Source organism: Catellatospora chokoriensis (assembly GCF_011297315.1).
Lineage (GTDB): Bacteria > Actinomycetota > Actinomycetes > Mycobacteriales > Micromonosporaceae > Catellatospora > Catellatospora citrea.
Genome location: NZ_JAAOTI010000013.1, coordinates 178,128 through 194,181, shown reverse-complemented (window position 1 = coordinate 194,181; position 16,054 = coordinate 178,128). Strand labels below are relative to the sequence as shown.

The following is a 16,054-nucleotide window of genomic DNA, read 5'->3' as shown; positions in this document are numbered from 1 at the left end:
CGAGCGCAGCGAGGGGTGGGCATGACCGAGCGTGGCGAGGGAATCATGCGGCACGGGTCAGCTCAGGCACGTGACGAGCGCAGCGAGGGGCGGGCATGACCGAGCGTGGCGAGGGAATCATGCGGCACGGGTCAGCTCAGGCACGAGACGAGCGCAGCGAGGGGCGGGCATGACCGAGCGTGGCGAGGGAATCATGCGGCACAGGTCAGCTCAGGCACGAGACGAGCGCAGCGAGGAGCGGGCATGAGCGGCGAGAACGTCAGCGGGCAGCGGTTGCGGGTGTTCCTGGTCGACGACCACGGGATGTTCCGGGCGGGCGTGCGGGCCGAGCTGGGGGCGCACGTCGACGTGGTCGGCGAGGCGGCGACGGTGGCCCAAGCCGTGTCGATGATCGGCTCGGTGGTCCCGGACGTGGTGCTGCTGGACGTGCACATGCCGGACGGCGGCGGCCGCGCGGTGCTCGACGCGGTGCGCAAGACCCAGCCGCAGGTGCGCTTCCTGGCGCTGTCGGTCTCCGACGCGGCCGAGGACGTGATCGGTCTGATCCGGGCGGGTGCACGCGGCTACGTCACCAAGACGATCTCCCCGGACGATCTGGTGGACGCGATCCGGCGGGTGGCCGACGGGGACGCGGTCTTCTCGCCCAGGCTGGCCGGGTTCGTGCTGGACGCCTTCGCCGCGCGCCCGGACGCGCCGGTGGCCGATCCGGAGCTGGATCAGCTGACCAACCGCGAGCGCGAGGTGCTGCGGCTGCTGGCCCGGGGGTACGCGTACAAGGAGATCGCCAAGGAGCTGTTCATCTCCATCAAGACGGTGGAGACCCATGTCTCCAATGTGCTCCGTAAACTGCAGATGTCCAACAGGTATGAATTGTCGCGTTGGGCAGCAGATCGACGCCTCGTGTAACTCTCGGTATCGCCCACAGGCTGGGATGCCAGTTACCATCTTGTTTCGTCCCTCGATCGACCAGTGCCTCAACCAGCACAAAACCCGCTGGTCAGAACGCCGCGCCGAGATGTGAAGCATTTCTTGACGGGATATCGGCGTCGTCCCGTCTCGGTAACGGGTTGGTATCAGGCCCTTCCGGCGCGTGCACACGGGGTGCGAAAGTGTGGCCACCTCACACCCCCTCGTGAGCGCCTGAGGAGGCACACGCATGCGTGGGATTACCCCATGGAAGGTGGCAGTCGGTCTGACCGCTGTCGCCCTGGCCGCGGCTGGTTGCACCAGCACGCCTGAGCCGGAAGCACCCAAGAACGACGGCTCGTTCATCATCAGCTGGAGCGAGCCCCAGAACCCGCTGGTGCCGGCCGGTACCTCGGAGACCCAGGGCGGCGTGGTCATCGACGCGCTCTTCACCGGTCTGACGAACTACGCGGCTGCCGACGCCAAGACCGAGATGGCGAACGCCGAGTCGATCACCTCCGCTGACGGCGGCACGACCTGGACCGTCAAGCTCAAGTCGGGCTGGAAGTGGCACGACGGCACCCCCGTCACCGCGAAGAACTACGTCGACGCGTGGAACTACGCGGCGTACTCGCCGAACGGTCTGATCAACGGCACGTTCTTCGGTGACATCAAGGGCTACAGCGACGTCGTCAGCGAGGACCCGGACGGTCCGGACAAGCCTCAGGTGGCCCCGAAGCCGGCCAAGGACAAGCTCGACGGTCTGAAGTTCATCGACGACACCACGTTCGAGGTGACCCTGAGCGGCCCGTCGAACCTGTGGCCGATCAAGGTCGGTTACTCGGCGTTCATGCCGCTGCCGGAGGCGTTCTTCAAGGACCCGGCTGCCTTCGGCCAGAAGCCGATCGGCAACGGCCCCTTCAAGCTCGAGTCGTGGAGCAAGAACGTCGAGCTGAAGGTCACCCGTAACGACGACTACCTGGGCGCCGACAAGCCGAAGGTGAAGGACGTCGTCTTCCGCGTCTACACCGACGACGCCGCCGCCTACGAGGACGTCAAGAACGGCACCATCGACTTCCAGCAGCAGGTTCCGTCGGCCAAGCTGGTCGGCGACCTGTACAAGACGGACTTCGGTGCGGACCGCTCGAGCAACAAGCCGGTCTCGTCGTCGGCCTTCATCGCGATGCCGACCTGGCTGCCGGGTTACAACGACCCGAAGGTGCGCCAGGCGCTCTCGATGGCGATCGACCGCAAGCTGATCGTCGAGAAGATCTTCAACAACACGCGCATCCCGATGAACGGCTGGGTCAACCCGAACATGGCCGGTTACAAGGACGGCTCGTGTGGCGAGTTCTGCACCTTCGACGCCGCCAAGGCCAAGGCGCTGTACGACTCGGCGACCACCAAGCCGAAGGAGATCTCGATCGCCTACAACGGTGACGCCTCGCACAAGCCGTGGGTCGACGCCGTCTGCAACAGCATCGCGACCGCCCTGCAGGTGACCTGCACCGGCAAGCCGTTCCCGACGTTCGGCGAGTTCCGGACCCTGGTCACCACCCAGAAGATGACGGGCATGTCCCGCGCCGGCTGGCAGGCTGACTACCCGCACATCGAGAACTGGCTGAACCCGCTGCTCAAGACGGGTGCCTCGTCCAACGACGGCAAGTTCTCGGACGCGGCGTTCGACGCCAAGCTGAAGGAGGCCGACGGCACCGCCGACCTCGCGGCCGCCGAGAAGCTGTACCAGGACGCCGAGGCGATGCTGCCGGCTCTCATGCCGACCATCCCGCTGTGGCACTCGTCGCAGCAGACCGTGTGGTCCGCGAAGCTCGCGACCGTCACCATCAACACCTTTGGCGAGCTGGACCTGGCCACCGTCACGGTCAAGTGAGCTAGGCACCGGATATGAACCGGCGTGCCGTGCCCGCGAGGGCCCGGCACGCCGGCGGGTCCGACCCCAGGTGACGCGGCGGGTGACCGCCGTGGCATGTGGGGTCGGCCCTATCTCGGCGAGGCTCAGTGAGGAGTAGTCATGGGGCGATATGCCCTCCGCCGTTTGCTGCAGGCGATCCCTGTCTTCATCGGCACCACCTTTCTCATCTGGTTCCTGGTGTGGGGACTACCAGGTGATCCTTTTGCGGGACGTTGCGGCGAACGGCAGTGCCCGGCCTCGTACGTCCAGTCCATGACCGACAAGTTCGGCCTGGACGACCCGCTGCCTGTGCAATACCTGAACTACCTGACCAACCTGCTGCGCGGCGAGTTCGGCCAGACCTTCAACGGCACCGAGATCGGCGACCTGCTGGCGCAGGCCTTCCCTGTCTCGATCAAGCTCGCGCTGGTGGCCGTCGCCGCCGAGGCACTGATCGGCATCACCGCCGGCGTGCTCACCGGCCTGCGCCGGGGCAGCTTCTTCGACAACCTGGTGCTGGTGTCGACCCTGGTCCTGATCGCCACGCCGATCTTCGTGATCGGCCTCGTGGCCCGCTACTCCCTGGGTCTGGCGTCGGTTTCGCCGGAGGCGCCCCTGGTGGAGCTGATCATCCCCGGTCTCATCCTGGGCAGCGGCTCGCTGGCGTACATCACCCGGTTGACCCGGGTGAACCTGGTGGAGAACCGGCGTGCCGACTACGTGCGGACCGCCGTCGCCAAGGGCCTGGCCCCCGGCCGCGTCACGGGTGTGCACCTGCTGCGCAACTCGATGATCCCGGTCGTCACCTGGCTCGGCCTGGACCTCGGCGCGCTCATGGGCGGCGCCATCGTCACCGAGGGCATCTTCAACATCCGCGGCATCGGCGGGCTCCTGTTCGACTCCATCAACCGCCGGCAGTCCGGCGTGGTGGTGTCGATCGTGGCGATCCTGGTGCTCGTCTACCTCATCGTCAACCTGCTCGTCGACCTTCTGTACGGGGTCCTGGACCCGAGGATCCGCTATGAGTAGCCCGGAAGTGGCCACGCCCACGGCCGAGGCCGCCCCGATGCCGGCGACCCCGGCGGTTGTGGAGTCGGCCCCCAAAAAGGACAAGCCGCGCAGCTTGTGGACGGACGCCTGGTATGAGCTGCGGCGCAAGCCGCTGTTCGTGATCTCCGCAATCATGATCACGATCTTCGTGCTGATGGCCGCGTTCCCGTCGCTGTTCAGCTCCGTCGATCCCCAGGCGGCCGACCTCAACCGGAGCCTGACCCCGCCCGACTTCGGCAGCTGGTTCCAGTTCGGCAAGCAGGGCCAGTTCGGATTCGACCTGCAGGGCAAGGACATCTATGCCCGGACGGTCTACGGCGCCCGCGCCTCGATCGTGGTCGGCCTGTCCGCGGTCATCGGCAACATGCTGCTGGGCGGAACCTTCGGCATCCTGAGCGGCTACCTGGGCGGCTGGACGGACACGCTGCTGGCGCGGTTCGGCGACATCTTCCTCGGCCTGCCGTTCGTGCTCGGCGCGCTGGTGATCCTGTCGACCTTCGCGCCGGTGCAGGACAGCCCGAGCGCGTTCCGCATCACCAGCCTGGTGATCATGACGTTCGTCGCGCTGGGCTGGCCGTCGTTCGCCCGCATCATGCGGGCGGCGGTGCTGTCCACCAAGCAGCTGGACTACGTGCACGCCGCGCAGGCGCTGGGCGCCCGGCCGGGCCGGGTCATCTTCCGGCACGTCCTGCCCAACGCCGTCGCCCCGATGGTGGTGGTCGGCACGATCACGCTCGGCGGGTACATCGGCGCGGAGGCGACGCTGTCCTTCCTCGGCGTCGGCCTGCGAGAGCCGGTCGTCTCCTGGGGCATCATGATCGGCGACGGTCGCAACTACATGGAGACCGCGCCCTACATCATGGCGTTCCCCGCCGCGTTCCTCGCCATCGCGGTGCTCAGCTTCGTCATGCTCGGCGACGCCGTGCGCGACGCACTCGACCCGAAGCTGCGCTAGGAGGCGTCGTGAGTGACATCAAGGTGAAAACGGCGCCGGTGCAAGGCGTCGACGGCCGCTCCGCAGGCCACCTGCTCGAGGTCGAGAACCTGCACGTCGAGTTCCGCACCCGGGACGGCGTGGCCAAGGTGATCAACGGTGTGTCGTACCACGTGGACGCCGGTGAGACGTTGGCGGTGCTCGGCGAGTCGGGCTCCGGCAAGAGCGTGACGGCGCAGACCATCATGGGCATCCTCGACACCCCGCCGGGCTTCGTGACGGGCGGTTCCATCCGCTTCCGCGGCAAGGACCTGCTCACCATGGGCAAGGACGAGCGCCGGCTGGTCCGCGGCGAGGGCATCGCGATGGTGTTCCAGGACGCGCTCTCGGCGCTCAACCCGGTCTTCACGGTCGGGTTCCAGATCGCCGAGCTCTTCCGCAAGCGGCGGGGCATGAGCCGCGCCGACGGCTACCAGCGCGCCACGGAGCTGCTGGACCTGGTCAAGATCCCGGCGGCGAAGACGCGCCTGAAGGACTACCCGCACCAGTTCTCCGGCGGCATGCGCCAGCGCGTCATGATCGCCATGGCGCTGGCGCTCGACCCCGAGGTGCTGATCGCGGACGAGCCGACCACGGCGCTCGACGTGACGGTGCAGGCCCAGATCATGGACCTGCTGGCGGAGATCCGCCGCGACCGGAACATGGGCATGATCCTGATCACCCACGACCTCGGCGTGGTCGCCGACGTCGCGGACCGGATCGCGGTCATGTATGCCGGCCGGATCGTGGAGCAGGCCGACGTGCACAACCTGTACGGCAAGCCCTGCCACCCGTACACGCTGGCCCTGCTGGACTCGCTGCCGCGCCTGGACCTCAAGGGCCAGGAGCTCAACACCATCAAGGGTCTTCCGCCCAACCTGCTGCGCATCCCCTCGGGCTGCGCGTTCCACCCGCGGTGCCAGATGGCGCGTGACATCTGCTCGACCCAGCGCCCCGCGCTGGTCGAGCTGGGTGGCGTCCGCTCCAGCGCCTGTCACTTCGCAGAGGAGCTGTACGGCCGTGAGTGAAGTGATTCTCGAAGTACGCGACCTGGTCAAGCACTTCCCGATCCGCCAGGGCATCGTCTTCAAGCGCACCATCGGGCAGATCAAGGCGGTCGACGGCGTCTCGCTCGACCTGCACAAGGGCGAGACCCTGGGCATCGTCGGCGAGTCGGGCTGTGGCAAGTCGACGCTCGCCAAGCTGCTGATGAACCTGGAGAAGCCGACCTCCGGTGAGGTGCGCTACCAGGGGCGGGACGTGCTGCGGCTCAACCCGGCCGACCAGCGCCGGCTGCGCCGCAACATCCAGCTCGTCATGCAGGACCCGTACACCTCGCTCAACCCGCGGATGACCGTGGGCGACATCGTCGGGGAGCCTTTCGAGATCCACCCCGAGGTCGCGCCCAAGGGCGAGCGGCGGCGCAAGGTGCAGGACCTGCTCGACGTGGTCGGTCTCAACCCCGAGCACATCAACCGGTACCCGCACCAGTTCTCCGGCGGTCAGCGCCAGCGCATCGGCATCGCCCGTGCTCTCGCGCTCAAGCCGGAGGTCATCGTCTGCGACGAGCCGGTGTCGGCACTCGACGTGTCGATCCAGGCGCAGGTGATGAACCTGCTGGACCAGCTGCAGAACGAGTTCAACCTGTCGTACATCTTCATCGCCCACGACCTGTCGGTGGTGCGCCACATCGCCGACCGGGTGGGTGTGATGTACCTCGGCAAGATGGTCGAGGTCGGCACGGACGACGACATCTACGTCCGGCCGACGCACCCGTACACGCAGGCTCTGCTGTCCGCGGTGCCGGTGCCGGACCCCACGGCGCGCCAGCGCAAGGCGGTCATCCGGCTGGAGGGCGACGTCCCATCGCCGGCCAACCCGCCGTCGGGCTGCCGCTTCCGCACCCGGTGCTGGAAGGCACAGGAGATCTGCGCGACGGAGCCGCCGCTGCTGCAGATCCGCCCCACCTCGGGGCACCCGAGCGCATGCCACTTCGCGCAGGAGCGGGACGTGGTGCACGCGGGGTAGGAGTGTCTCCCGGTGGCGAACGGTCAGGTGGGGTTGAGCCTCCGGCCGGACCGCCCGCCACCGGGTCAACATAGAGCAGGGCACCGTCCGCGTAGCGGGCGGTGCCCTGTGCATTCGGGCCCAGTCACAAGATCCACGCCCCGGCCTGCCTCCCACGGGCCCCACACCTGCCGCAACTCTTGAGGAGTCGCGGCATCGGCCGGCGGCGGTGGCTGCGACTGTTCAAGAGTTGCGCTCAGGGGGCGGCGCGGCGGCCGGGGTCAGAGCGGTCCGCGGCCGGCGCGGAGGATGAGCAGGGCGAGCTGGGTGCCGTCGGGGCCGAGTTCGGCGCGGAAGCGGTCCATGATCTCCCGCTCGCGGCTGAGCACCAGGCGGGTGCCGCCGGAGGCGACGCGGGTCTTGCCGACCTGCTGCGAGATCGCGGCACGCTCCTTCCACAGCGCGATGAGGGCGGCGTCGATCTGGTCGATGCGCTCGCGCATCGAGCTGATCTCGGTGGCTGCCTCCGGCGCGGTGGTGCCGGTCTCGTGGGCGATGGCGCTCATGTGGGACTCCTCGATGGGATTGTCGCTCACCAGTGGCCGGGACAAAAGGCGAAAGCCCCGGGCTCTGGGAGCCCGGGGCTTTCGTGAGGTCTGTGTGCTCAGGCGCGACCTACGACTGCCGGGTTCCCGGAGCCATAGGTAAAGTAGAACGCCTGGTTGATCACGTTGCCAAGTATGCCATGAATACCTCGCTGCGCAAGCACGTCGACCATCATGTGAGACCTTGATCTATTCAGGTGGTGGGTCAGCCGAGCTTGGTGATGCGGTTGGCCGGTCCCGGGGTGATCGGGCCGGTGGCCAGGTGCGCCACCAGGGCGTCGACGTCGAACCCAGGCGCGTAGACCCGGCCCGTGCCCGCGGTCAGCGCCGTGAAGTTGTCGCCGCCGTTGGCCAGGAAGTCGTTCGTCGTGACCTTGTAGCTGGCCGCCGGGTCGATCGGCGTGCCGTTGAGCTTCAGGTCGGAGACACGGCTGCCCAGCGGCAGGGTGCTGTCGTACGAGTACGTGAAGCCCGCCGAGATCTGAAGGATCTTGGTGGTGTTCTGGCCGGCGTGACCGGCGAACTGCTGCTCCAGCACCGCGTCGAGCTGTGCGCCGGTCAGCGACGCGGTCACCACCAGGTTGTTGAACGGCTGGACGGTGAACGCCTCGCCGTAGGTCACCTGGCCCGGGGCCTCGCCACCGGGCGAGTTCGCGAAGGTGATCGCGGCCCGGATGCCGCCCGGGTTCATCAGCGCGAGCTGCGCCCCGGCGGAGGCGGTCCAGGCCAGCTGGGCGTCGGCGATGACGTCGCCGAGCGGGCTCTCGCCGCTGGGCACGACGTCGCGGACGATGTCGGCGGAGACGCTGCCGACGATCCGGTTGGCCAGCGGCGCCACGGCGATGCGGTACTTGTCCGCGATCGTCTTGGCGGCCGGGTCGACCAGCGCGGGGTTGCGCACGAACACGCCCGGCGCGGTGGTCTGCCAGGTGCCGTCGGCGTTGCGCACACCGTTCTCGACGACGACGTTGTGCGCCTCGATCGAGGTGAAGGTGCGGCTGCGCCGGTCCATGTTCAGCGTGATGTCGGTGACCAGCTGCCCGTTGGTGCCGGCGCTGGTGACCACGACCGGCTTGCCCGACTTGTTGGGCAGCGAGCACGAGTAGAAGCGGTGGGTGTGGCCGGAGACCACGACACCGATCTCGTCGCGCAGCCCGGCCACGATCGGGGAGATCACGCCGGTGAAGCCGTCACAGGTGGAGATGTTGCCGGTGGCGCCCTGCTGGCCGCCCTCGTGCAGCAGCAGCACCTGCGCCTTGATGCCGAGCAGGCGCAGCAGGCCGCTCCACAGGTTCGCGGTCTCGACCTCGTCCCGGAAGTCGACCGTGGTGATGCCGGCCGGGTTCACGATGCCCGGGGTGCCCTCCAGCGTCATGCCGATGAAGCCGACCGGCACGCCGTCAATGATCTTCACGTCGACGGGCGGGAGGATGGGCAGCTTGGTGCGCTTGTCGGTGACGTTCGCGGCGAGGTACTGGAACTCCGCGCCGTCGAAGCCGTCCCCGGCGAAGCAGCCGTCGACCGGGTGGCAGCCGCCGTGCTGCATCCGCTTCAGCTCGGTGACGCCCTCGTCGAACTCGTGGTTGCCGACCGAGGTGACGTCCAGGCCGAGCTCGCTGAGCAGCTCGATGGTGGGCTCGTCGTGGAACGCCGCGCTGACCAGCGGGGTCGCGCCGATCATGTCGCCCGCGCCGACGGTCACGACCTCCTGGCCCGCCGCCTCGCCCTCGGCACGCAGCTTCTTGACCCAGTGCGCCAGGTATTCGACACCGCCCGCGGGGGTGCCCAGGACCGCCGCGCCGCTGCCGGTGGGCGGGTCGATGGCGCCGTGGAAGTCGTTGAACGCGAGCAGGTTGCCGTACGCCGCGTGGCCGGCCGGAGCCGCCGCGGCCATGTTGACCGACACGGGCGTGAGGGGTGTCCACGCCGGCGCCGAAGATGCGCTCGAACCGCTGCTCAGCGGGATCGTCGCGACGACGGCCACGGCCAGCGCCGGTAGCGCCAGGTGCCGCATCTTGCCTGCCCAGCCCCGAGAACGGGGGTGATTCATGGGGGGCCTCCAGAGTCGGCATCGCGCGGGGGTGCGCGATGATTTATGAAGGCATCCTTGCGTATGCGTTTCTGCCGCGCCACCGCCCATCGGTGACACCTGCACGACCGTCTCGCTACGGCCCGGTTTCACGCTCACCGGTGGCGGGCTGGGTCGATGTCGTAGGGGGCGCATAGACTCTCCAGACGATGCATGCGCTCTTCGATCTTCCCGAGATGACGCCGTCCGAGACGACGCCCGGGGGGACGCCCTCCGCCGTGAAACCGCCCGCCGAGAAGGCCTCCGGCGGCTCCTGGCCGCCCCAGGGCGCCTCGGGTCCCGTCGAGTCCGCGCCGCGCATCGCGGCGCTCCTGGAGGGCCTCAACGAGCCCCAGCGGGCGGCGGTGACCCACGAGGGCACGCCGCTGCTGATCGTCGCGGGCGCCGGCTCCGGCAAGACCCGGGTGCTGACCCAGCGCATCGCCTACCTGCTGGCCGCCCGCGGGGTGCACCCCGGCGAGATCCTGGCCATCACCTTCACCAACAAGGCCGCCGGTGAGCTGCGGGAACGGGTCGCACATCAGGTCGGCAACCGGGCCCGGATGATGTGGGTGTCCACGTTCCACTCGGCCTGCCTGCGCATCCTGCGCGCGGAGCACGAGCACGCCGGCCTCAAGTCGACCTTCTCGATCTACGACGCGGACGACTCGCGCCGCCTGATGCAGCTGGTCTCGCGCGAGCTGGACCTCGACCCCAAGCGCTACCCGCCGCGCAGCCTGGCCGCGCAGGTGTCGAACCTCAAGAACGAGCTGGTCGACCCCGAGGCGTTCAGCCCGCACGGGCCCGCCGAGCGCGTGCTGGCCGAGGCATACACGCTCTACCAGCAGCGCCTGCAGCAGGCCCAGGCGCTCGACTTCGACGACATCATCATGCGCACCGTGCACCTGCTGCAGGCCAAGCCCGAGGTCACGGAGAAGTACCGGCGGCGCTTCCGGCACGTCCTGGTCGACGAGTACCAGGACACCAACCACGCCCAGTACGTGCTGGTCAAGGAGCTGGTCGGGGACACCGGCGAGCTGTGCGTGGTGGGTGACGCCGATCAGTCGATCTACGCGTTCCGCGGCGCGACCATCCGCAACATCCTGGAGTTCGAGCGGGACTACCCGCAGGCGCGCACCATCCTGCTGGAGCAGAACTACCGCTCCACGCAGACCATCCTGTCCGCCGCCAACGCGGTCATCGACCGCAACAGCGACCGCAAGCCCAAGCGGCTGTGGAGCGACCAGGGCGCGGGCGAGCAGATCGTCGGCTATGTCGCCGACAACGAGCACAACGAGGCCGACTGGGTGGCCCGCGAGATCGACCGGCTCACCGACGCCGAGTCGGCCCGGCCCGGCGACGTCGCGGTGTTCTACCGCACCAACGCCCAGTCCCGGGTCTTCGAGGACATCTTCATCCGGCTCGGCCTGCCCTACAAGGTCGTCGGCGGGGTGCGCTTCTACGAGCGCAAGGAGGTCCGCGACGCGCTGGCCTACCTGCGGGCGGTGTCCAACGAGGACGACACGGTCAGCATGCGCCGCATCATCAACACCCCCAAACGGGGTCTCGGCGACCGCGCCGAGGCCGTGGTGGAGGCGCTGGCGGCACGTGACCGGATCTCCTTCGGGGCCGCGCTGCGGCGGGCCGCGCAGGCGCCGGGCATCTCGACCCGGGCGGTCAACTCGATCGGCGACTTCCTGACCATGATGGACTCCGCGCGCGAGCTGGCCCGCACCGCGCCGCCGGAGCAGGTGCTGGAGCAGTTGCTGACCGAGTCCGGCCTGCTGTCGGAGCTGGAGGAGAGCCTGGACCCGCAGGACGAGGGCCGGGTCGAGAACCTGCAGGAACTCGTCAGCGTGGCCCGGGAGTACGCCGAGCGTACCGCCGCCGCCGACGAGACGCCCACCCTGGCCGGCTTCCTGGAGCAGGTCGCGCTGGTGGCCGACGCCGACCAGGTGCCCTCAGACGACCCGGAGCACCAGGGCGTGGTCACGCTGATGACCCTGCACACCGCCAAGGGCCTGGAGTTCCCCGTGGTCTTCCTCACCGGCCTGGAGGACGGGGTCTTCCCGCACCTGCGGTCGCTCGGCGAGGTCAAGGAGCTTGAGGAGGAGCGGCGGCTGGCCTATGTCGGCATCACCCGAGCCCGCCGCCGGCTCTACCTGTCCCGGGCGGTGACCCGCTCGGCGTGGGGGCAGCCGCAGTACAACCCGGCCTCGCGCTTTCTGGAGGAGCTGCCGCCGGAGCTGCTCGACTGGAAGCGCACCGAGGGGGCGTACACCTCGTGGGGTTCGCGGGGCGGCGGCATCGGCGGCCGCGAGCGGGCCCAGGAGCGGGGGAGCGGCACCTTCGTGGGCGGCACCGCCCGCGCCGCGGCGCTCGCCAGCAAGATCGGCATCGACCCGAGCAAGCTGGCCACCGCGAGCGATCTGGCCGCGGCGCCGTCGCTGTCGGCCGGCGACCGGGTCAACCATCAGCGCTACGGCCTGGGCCGGGTGCTCGCCGTGCAGGGCGCGGGAGCGCGCGCCCAGGTCCAGGTCGACTTCGGCGACCAGGTGCTCTGGCTGGTCCTCCGCCACGCCCCCCTTGAGAAGATCTGAACCCACGCCTGCGCCGACCCGGCCTTGATCGCCGGTTCGTGCCGGAAGTGCGGCTCGACGCCGCTTTCCGACACGAACCGCCGATCATCGGCGCGAGCGGGCGGGCGTGGCCTCGGGTAGACACACGTGTGGGCTCGGATCTGGTGATCCGAGCCCACACGTGTTCGGGGGTGGGGTTTCCGCTGGGGTACGCGGTGCGCGGGTGGCGCACCGGCGTCCGGGGAGGGTGCGGGTCAGCAGTTGATCGGCACGCCGCGGGCCTTCAGCCACGCGCTGGGCTCGATCTGGTTCCACATGCCCTTGTGCACCTCGAAGTGCAGGTGGGGGCCGGTGGAGTCGCCGGTGGAGCCCTCGTAGCCGAGCAGGTCGCCGGCCTTCACCTTCTGGCCGATCTGCACCGCGTCGCGGCTCATGTGGGCGTAGTGGGTGAAGTAGCCGTCGCCGTGGTCGACGACCACGGAGATGCCGTAGCCGCTGTAGGCCCAGCCGTTGCTGAACACGGTGCCGGGGCCGACCGCGCGGATCGGGGTGCCGGCGGGCTCGGCGAGGTCGACGCCGGCGTGCATGACGCCCCAGCGCTGACCGAAGCAGGAGGTGACCTGAGCGCCCGGCATGGGGCTGCCCCAGGTGGGGCGGACCTTGACCGGCGCGGCGGCCTTGGCCTTGGGCACCGAGGTGCCGGCCTTCGCCTTGCTCTGCGCGGGCTGGGCCGCCTTGGGCGTGACCGCCTTGGCCTTCGGCGCTGCCTTGGGCGCCGCGAGCTGGGTCTTCGCCGTGGTGCGCGCGGAGCGGTCGGCGCGTTCCGCCGCCGCCTCACGGCTGACCGTGGACGTCGCCGCCACGGGGGTGACCTCGGTGGGTCCGTTGTCGATGTTGGCTGCGACCAGGCCTACAGACGCGATGCCGGCCAGTGCCGCGACGGCCACGACATGACGCGAGCGGCCGCGGAGGCCGCTTCGGATCTTGTCACTGACGATGTCGTACTGGGCGCGGGCTGCCTTGAGGAGTTCGGTACTGCTGCCTTGCATGAGGTGGGAACCTCCGGGTCTACGTTGACACGGGCTCGAGCTATGTTGCCTGGTCAAAGCAGGTATGGCCAGCTCGGCCAAAAGCCGGATCGGACATGCATGCCGATAGCACTCGGGAGTTATGTCCCCTTTACGTACCCGGGCCTACCCTGAGTCCCGTCAGGGTCGAGTGACGTGTGCCACCGGATTCCGGTGACCGGGGCCACCGCCGGGCACGGCAGAACACGACAAAGCCGCCCGGATCTCGCGATACCGGGCGGCTTTACGGAGGAAAATCAGCTCACCGAGCCGTCGTAGGCCTGTTCGATCTCCAACTCGAGGTCGACACCGTGCGACTTGAACCACGGGATGGGGTTCACCGCGACGTCGTTCACGTGGATCTCAAGGTGGACGTGCGGTCCGGTGGAGTGGCCGGTGCTGCCGGAGATGGCGATGATGTCGCCCGCCTTGACCCGCTGGCCTTCCTTGACCATGAGGCGGCTGTTGTGCCCGTATGTGGTCTTCAGGCCGTTGCCGTGGTCGATGATCACGTGGTTGCCGTAGCCGCCGTTGTAGCGGGCCAGCACGACGATGCCCTCGTGCATCGCGGCGACGGGCGTGCCCTCGGGCACGGCGATGTCGACGCCCTTGTGCGCCTTGCCCCAGCGCTGACCGAACAGGGAGGTCAGGCGGTAGTCGTGGTTCGGCAGGACCCACGCGTTCGGGGACTGGGCGATCGAGGTGCTGAGCGAGCGGTCCTCGCCACGGCCTGCGCGTTCGGCGGCTTCGAGGCGGGCCCCGCTGAGTTCGGAGGCGGCGGTGTCGCCGACGAGAGCGTCGGTCTTCGCGTCCTTGATGCCGGCGCCGGCACCGAAGGCGACAACCCCTGCACCGACGAAGGCGGTCGTGACTACAGCGAGGTATCTGCTGCGGGGCGGGGCGGGAGCCCGTCGGCGGCCGCGGTAGCGGTCACCCTCCCGTAACAGTGTTGGCCTGTATTGCACGTACAGCCTCCGTCATCGGTGGCGCCGCTGGTTGCCGCGACGCTCTGTCACCCATTTTTGGATGGCACATCTTTGGGGATTTCTCGTTGCGCTGCGGCACAACTTAACCAACCCGTAGGGGTAGGCACAAGCTCCTGTCCGGCATCTCTTCGCTATGAGTGCGACTGTCCGGCCCGACTTGCCCGATAGCGACGCTATTTGTCGGGAATGCGAGACCTACGGAGAGTAGCGATGCGCGGGGCAGCGCGTATATATAGGTGTCGCGGACAGAGACCGCTGGACCGCTGGCAGTGAGCGCCGGTGGGTGGGTTACCGTTCGTTAAGGTCAGTACGGCGGAGAGGTGAGCACTGATGGGCACTCGTATTCGCGTGGTCGTCGCCAAGCCCGGGCTCGACGGGCACGACCGGGGCGCGAAGGTGGTGGCCAGAGCCCTGCGCGACGCGGGTATGGAGGTCATCTACACCGGCCTGCACCAGACGGCGGAGCAGATCGTGGAGACCGCGATCCAGGAGGACGCCGACGCGGTCGGCCTGTCCGTGCTGTCCGGCGCGCACATGACCCTCTTCCCGCGGGTGGTCGAGCTGCTGCGCGAGCGCGGCGCCGGCGACATGGTGGTGTTCGGCGGCGGCATCATCCCCGACGCGGACATCCCCGAGCTGGAGCGGCTCGGTGTGGCGAAGGTGTTCACGCCCGGCGCGACGACCCACGCCATCGTCGACTGGGTGCGGGCCAACGTGGCGACCGCCCAGCCTGCCTGACCTCATACCCCTGGAAGATCCGCACCCCCGCGCCGGACCGGCCCGGGGGTGCGTGCGCGCTCCGGACGACCTCACGGAAACGCAGAAAGGGAGGAGCCGGACGCACCCCTCACACGTCCGGCTCCTCTATGCACGATGCCCCGCCGCCACCCCTCGACCGACAGGGCATCGGCCGTTTGTGTCATCCTGCCTCGGCCGTTCCGGCCTCAGCTCTCTGACATCAGACTCAACGATGGCCGGTGGCCGGGGTTACGGGCATTCGCAGGGTCACCGAAAAGAGTGACGGGCTGCTAGGTTCACGCGCCATGACCAGCCCTGACCCCATGGCGGGCACCCCCGCCCCCGCGGCCGTCCCGACGCTGCGGCAGCTCATCCCGGCGGGCCTGCCGGTGTCGGTGCAGCTCGCCGGCACCTGGCGGCATCTGCTCGCGCACCGCCGCGGCGAACTCGTGATCATGACCCTGCTCTCCCTCTTTATGCTGCCCACCGGGGTGTACCTGCTGCTGCACAGCCAGGAGACGGTGCACAGCGCCAAGTACGGCGACATGAACAGCGGCATGGTCGGGCTCGGCGCGCTTGTGCTCGTGCTGGGCCTGCTGGCGTGGCTGCCGGTCTCGGTGGTGCGCCAGCTGCGCCCGGTGCAGCTCGCCGCCGACGCCGACGGGGTGTACGTCCGGCCCCTGCTCGACAAGGCCCGGGTGCTGCACCTGCCCTGGGCCGACGTCGAGGCGGTGTACGTGCGCAACTGGCACGGCCCGCAGCTGTGCGTGAAGCCCCGCGACTCCCGCATCGAGCCCCAGTTCAACCTCGCGAAGCAGGGCAACGTGGAGAACCGGGCCGGCACCGCCCTCGCGCAGCGGCGGCGGACGAAGAAGCTGGGCACCAACATCCACGTGCCGATCGCCGCGGCCCCGGGCACCCCGGCCGAACTCCTCGCCGCGCTGCGCTACCAGGCCGCCGGCCGGGTGCCGGTCGAGATGCTCGGCTGAACGCCTGCCACCAGGCCGTCCGGCACCGCACGGCGCCCTTCGGGCCGGGCCGGTGCCGGACGGCAACCGGTGTGCAGTTGGGCACACCGGGCGGTCGTGCCGATACGTTGTGCTGACCGACCGTTAGGCTGCGCGGAAGGCCCAGCCAGCGGAGGATGGGCAATGGTCCCTACG

The 16,054-nt window shown here is 69.1% G+C and carries 13 protein-coding genes; 9 read left to right on the top strand and 4 right to left on the bottom strand.

The window, feature by feature from the left end; translation table 11 throughout:
- Positions 1–243 precede the first annotated feature (243 nt).
- The 6 genes from HAV39_RS20925 to HAV39_RS20905 all read left to right on the top strand — a co-directional run bounded on the left by HAV39_RS20925 (position 244) and on the right by HAV39_RS20905 (position 6,869).
- A complete protein-coding gene (locus HAV39_RS20925; RefSeq protein ID WP_191840863.1) occupies positions 244–906 on the top strand; it encodes a response regulator in 663 nt (220 codons plus the stop codon).
- Between the two features lie 274 nt (positions 907–1,180).
- Complete coding sequence (locus HAV39_RS20920) at positions 1,181–2,797, top strand: peptide ABC transporter substrate-binding protein (RefSeq protein ID WP_191840862.1); 1,617 nt, start codon at positions 1,181–1,183, stop codon at positions 2,795–2,797.
- Positions 2,798–2,938: 141 nt separating this feature from the next.
- Positions 2,939–3,847, top strand: coding sequence for an ABC transporter permease (locus tag HAV39_RS20915; RefSeq protein ID WP_191840861.1), 909 nt, complete (start codon positions 2,939–2,941; stop codon positions 3,845–3,847).
- The gene (locus tag HAV39_RS20910; protein ID WP_203736175.1) at positions 3,840–4,823 is read left to right on the top strand and encodes an ABC transporter permease; all 984 of its coding nucleotides are present in this window, start codon (positions 3,840–3,842) and stop codon (positions 4,821–4,823) included. The genes HAV39_RS20915 and HAV39_RS20910 overlap by 8 nt, the downstream gene beginning before the upstream one ends.
- A gap of 8 nt (positions 4,824–4,831) precedes the next feature.
- Entirely contained in the window at positions 4,832–5,869 is a 1,038-nt protein-coding gene (locus HAV39_RS42785) for an ABC transporter ATP-binding protein (protein ID WP_239120429.1), read from the top strand.
- A complete protein-coding gene (locus HAV39_RS20905) occupies positions 5,862–6,869 on the top strand; it encodes an ABC transporter ATP-binding protein (protein ID WP_120317051.1) in 1,008 nt (335 codons plus the stop codon). The genes HAV39_RS42785 and HAV39_RS20905 overlap by 8 nt, the downstream gene beginning before the upstream one ends.
- Positions 6,870–7,129: 260 nt before the next feature.
- Here HAV39_RS20905 and HAV39_RS20900 read toward each other — a convergent pair whose 3' ends face one another.
- Both HAV39_RS20900 and HAV39_RS20895 read right to left on the bottom strand, forming a co-directional pair.
- A complete protein-coding gene (locus HAV39_RS20900) occupies positions 7,130–7,447 on the bottom strand; it encodes a chorismate mutase (RefSeq protein WP_373311691.1) in 318 nt (105 codons plus the stop codon).
- A gap of 211 nt (positions 7,448–7,658) precedes the next feature.
- The gene (locus HAV39_RS20895) at positions 7,659–9,467 is read right to left on the bottom strand and encodes a bifunctional metallophosphatase/5'-nucleotidase (protein WP_373311693.1); all 1,809 of its coding nucleotides are present in this window, start codon (positions 9,465–9,467) and stop codon (positions 7,659–7,661) included.
- 224 nt (positions 9,468–9,691) lie between these two features.
- Here HAV39_RS20895 and pcrA point away from each other — a divergent pair, with 224 nt between their 5' ends.
- Positions 9,692–12,121, top strand: coding sequence for a DNA helicase PcrA (gene pcrA / locus HAV39_RS20890; RefSeq protein WP_373311684.1), 2,430 nt, complete (start codon positions 9,692–9,694; stop codon positions 12,119–12,121).
- 233 nt (positions 12,122–12,354) lie between these two features.
- Here pcrA and HAV39_RS20885 read toward each other — a convergent pair whose 3' ends face one another.
- Positions 12,355–13,149: a M23 family metallopeptidase gene (locus HAV39_RS20885; RefSeq protein ID WP_191840858.1), complete on the bottom strand. Its 795-nt coding sequence runs from the start codon at positions 13,147–13,149 to the stop codon at positions 12,355–12,357.
- A gap of 275 nt (positions 13,150–13,424) precedes the next feature.
- Complete coding sequence (locus tag HAV39_RS20880; protein ID WP_239120430.1) at positions 13,425–14,132, bottom strand: M23 family metallopeptidase; 708 nt, start codon at positions 14,130–14,132, stop codon at positions 13,425–13,427.
- Positions 14,133–14,483: 351 nt separating this feature from the next.
- On the opposite strand from HAV39_RS20880, the gene icmB reads away from it, so the two are divergent.
- A complete protein-coding gene (gene icmB, locus HAV39_RS20875; protein WP_120317046.1) occupies positions 14,484–14,891 on the top strand; it encodes a coenzyme B12-dependent isobutyryl CoA mutase small subunit in 408 nt (135 codons plus the stop codon).
- A 305-nt stretch (positions 14,892–15,196) separates the two neighbouring features.
- The gene (locus HAV39_RS20870; RefSeq protein ID WP_191840857.1) at positions 15,197–15,880 is read left to right on the top strand and encodes a hypothetical protein; all 684 of its coding nucleotides are present in this window, start codon (positions 15,197–15,199) and stop codon (positions 15,878–15,880) included.
- The last annotated feature ends 174 nt before the right edge of the window (positions 15,881–16,054 follow it).

What these genes read in the sequence shown, in the direction of transcription:
- HAV39_RS20870 (WP_191840857.1), top strand. Translation starts at nt 15,197, where the DNA reads ATGACCAGCCCTGACCCCATGGCGGGCACCCCCGCCCCCGCGGCCGTC.
- HAV39_RS20895 (WP_373311693.1), bottom strand. Translation starts at nt 9,467, where the DNA reads ATGCGGCACCTGGCGCTACCGGCGCTGGCCGTGGCCGTCGTCGCGACG.
- HAV39_RS20915 (WP_191840861.1), top strand. Translation starts at nt 2,939, where the DNA reads ATGGGGCGATATGCCCTCCGCCGTTTGCTGCAGGCGATCCCTGTCTTC.
- pcrA (WP_373311684.1), top strand. Translation starts at nt 9,692, where the DNA reads ATGCATGCGCTCTTCGATCTTCCCGAGATGACGCCGTCCGAGACGACG.
- HAV39_RS20910 (WP_203736175.1), top strand. Translation starts at nt 3,840, where the DNA reads ATGAGTAGCCCGGAAGTGGCCACGCCCACGGCCGAGGCCGCCCCGATG.
- HAV39_RS20925 (WP_191840863.1), top strand. Translation starts at nt 244, where the DNA reads ATGAGCGGCGAGAACGTCAGCGGGCAGCGGTTGCGGGTGTTCCTGGTC.
- HAV39_RS20885 (WP_191840858.1), bottom strand. Translation starts at nt 13,149, where the DNA reads ATGCAAGGCAGCAGTACCGAACTCCTCAAGGCAGCCCGCGCCCAGTAC.
- icmB (WP_120317046.1), top strand. Translation starts at nt 14,484, where the DNA reads ATGGGCACTCGTATTCGCGTGGTCGTCGCCAAGCCCGGGCTCGACGGG.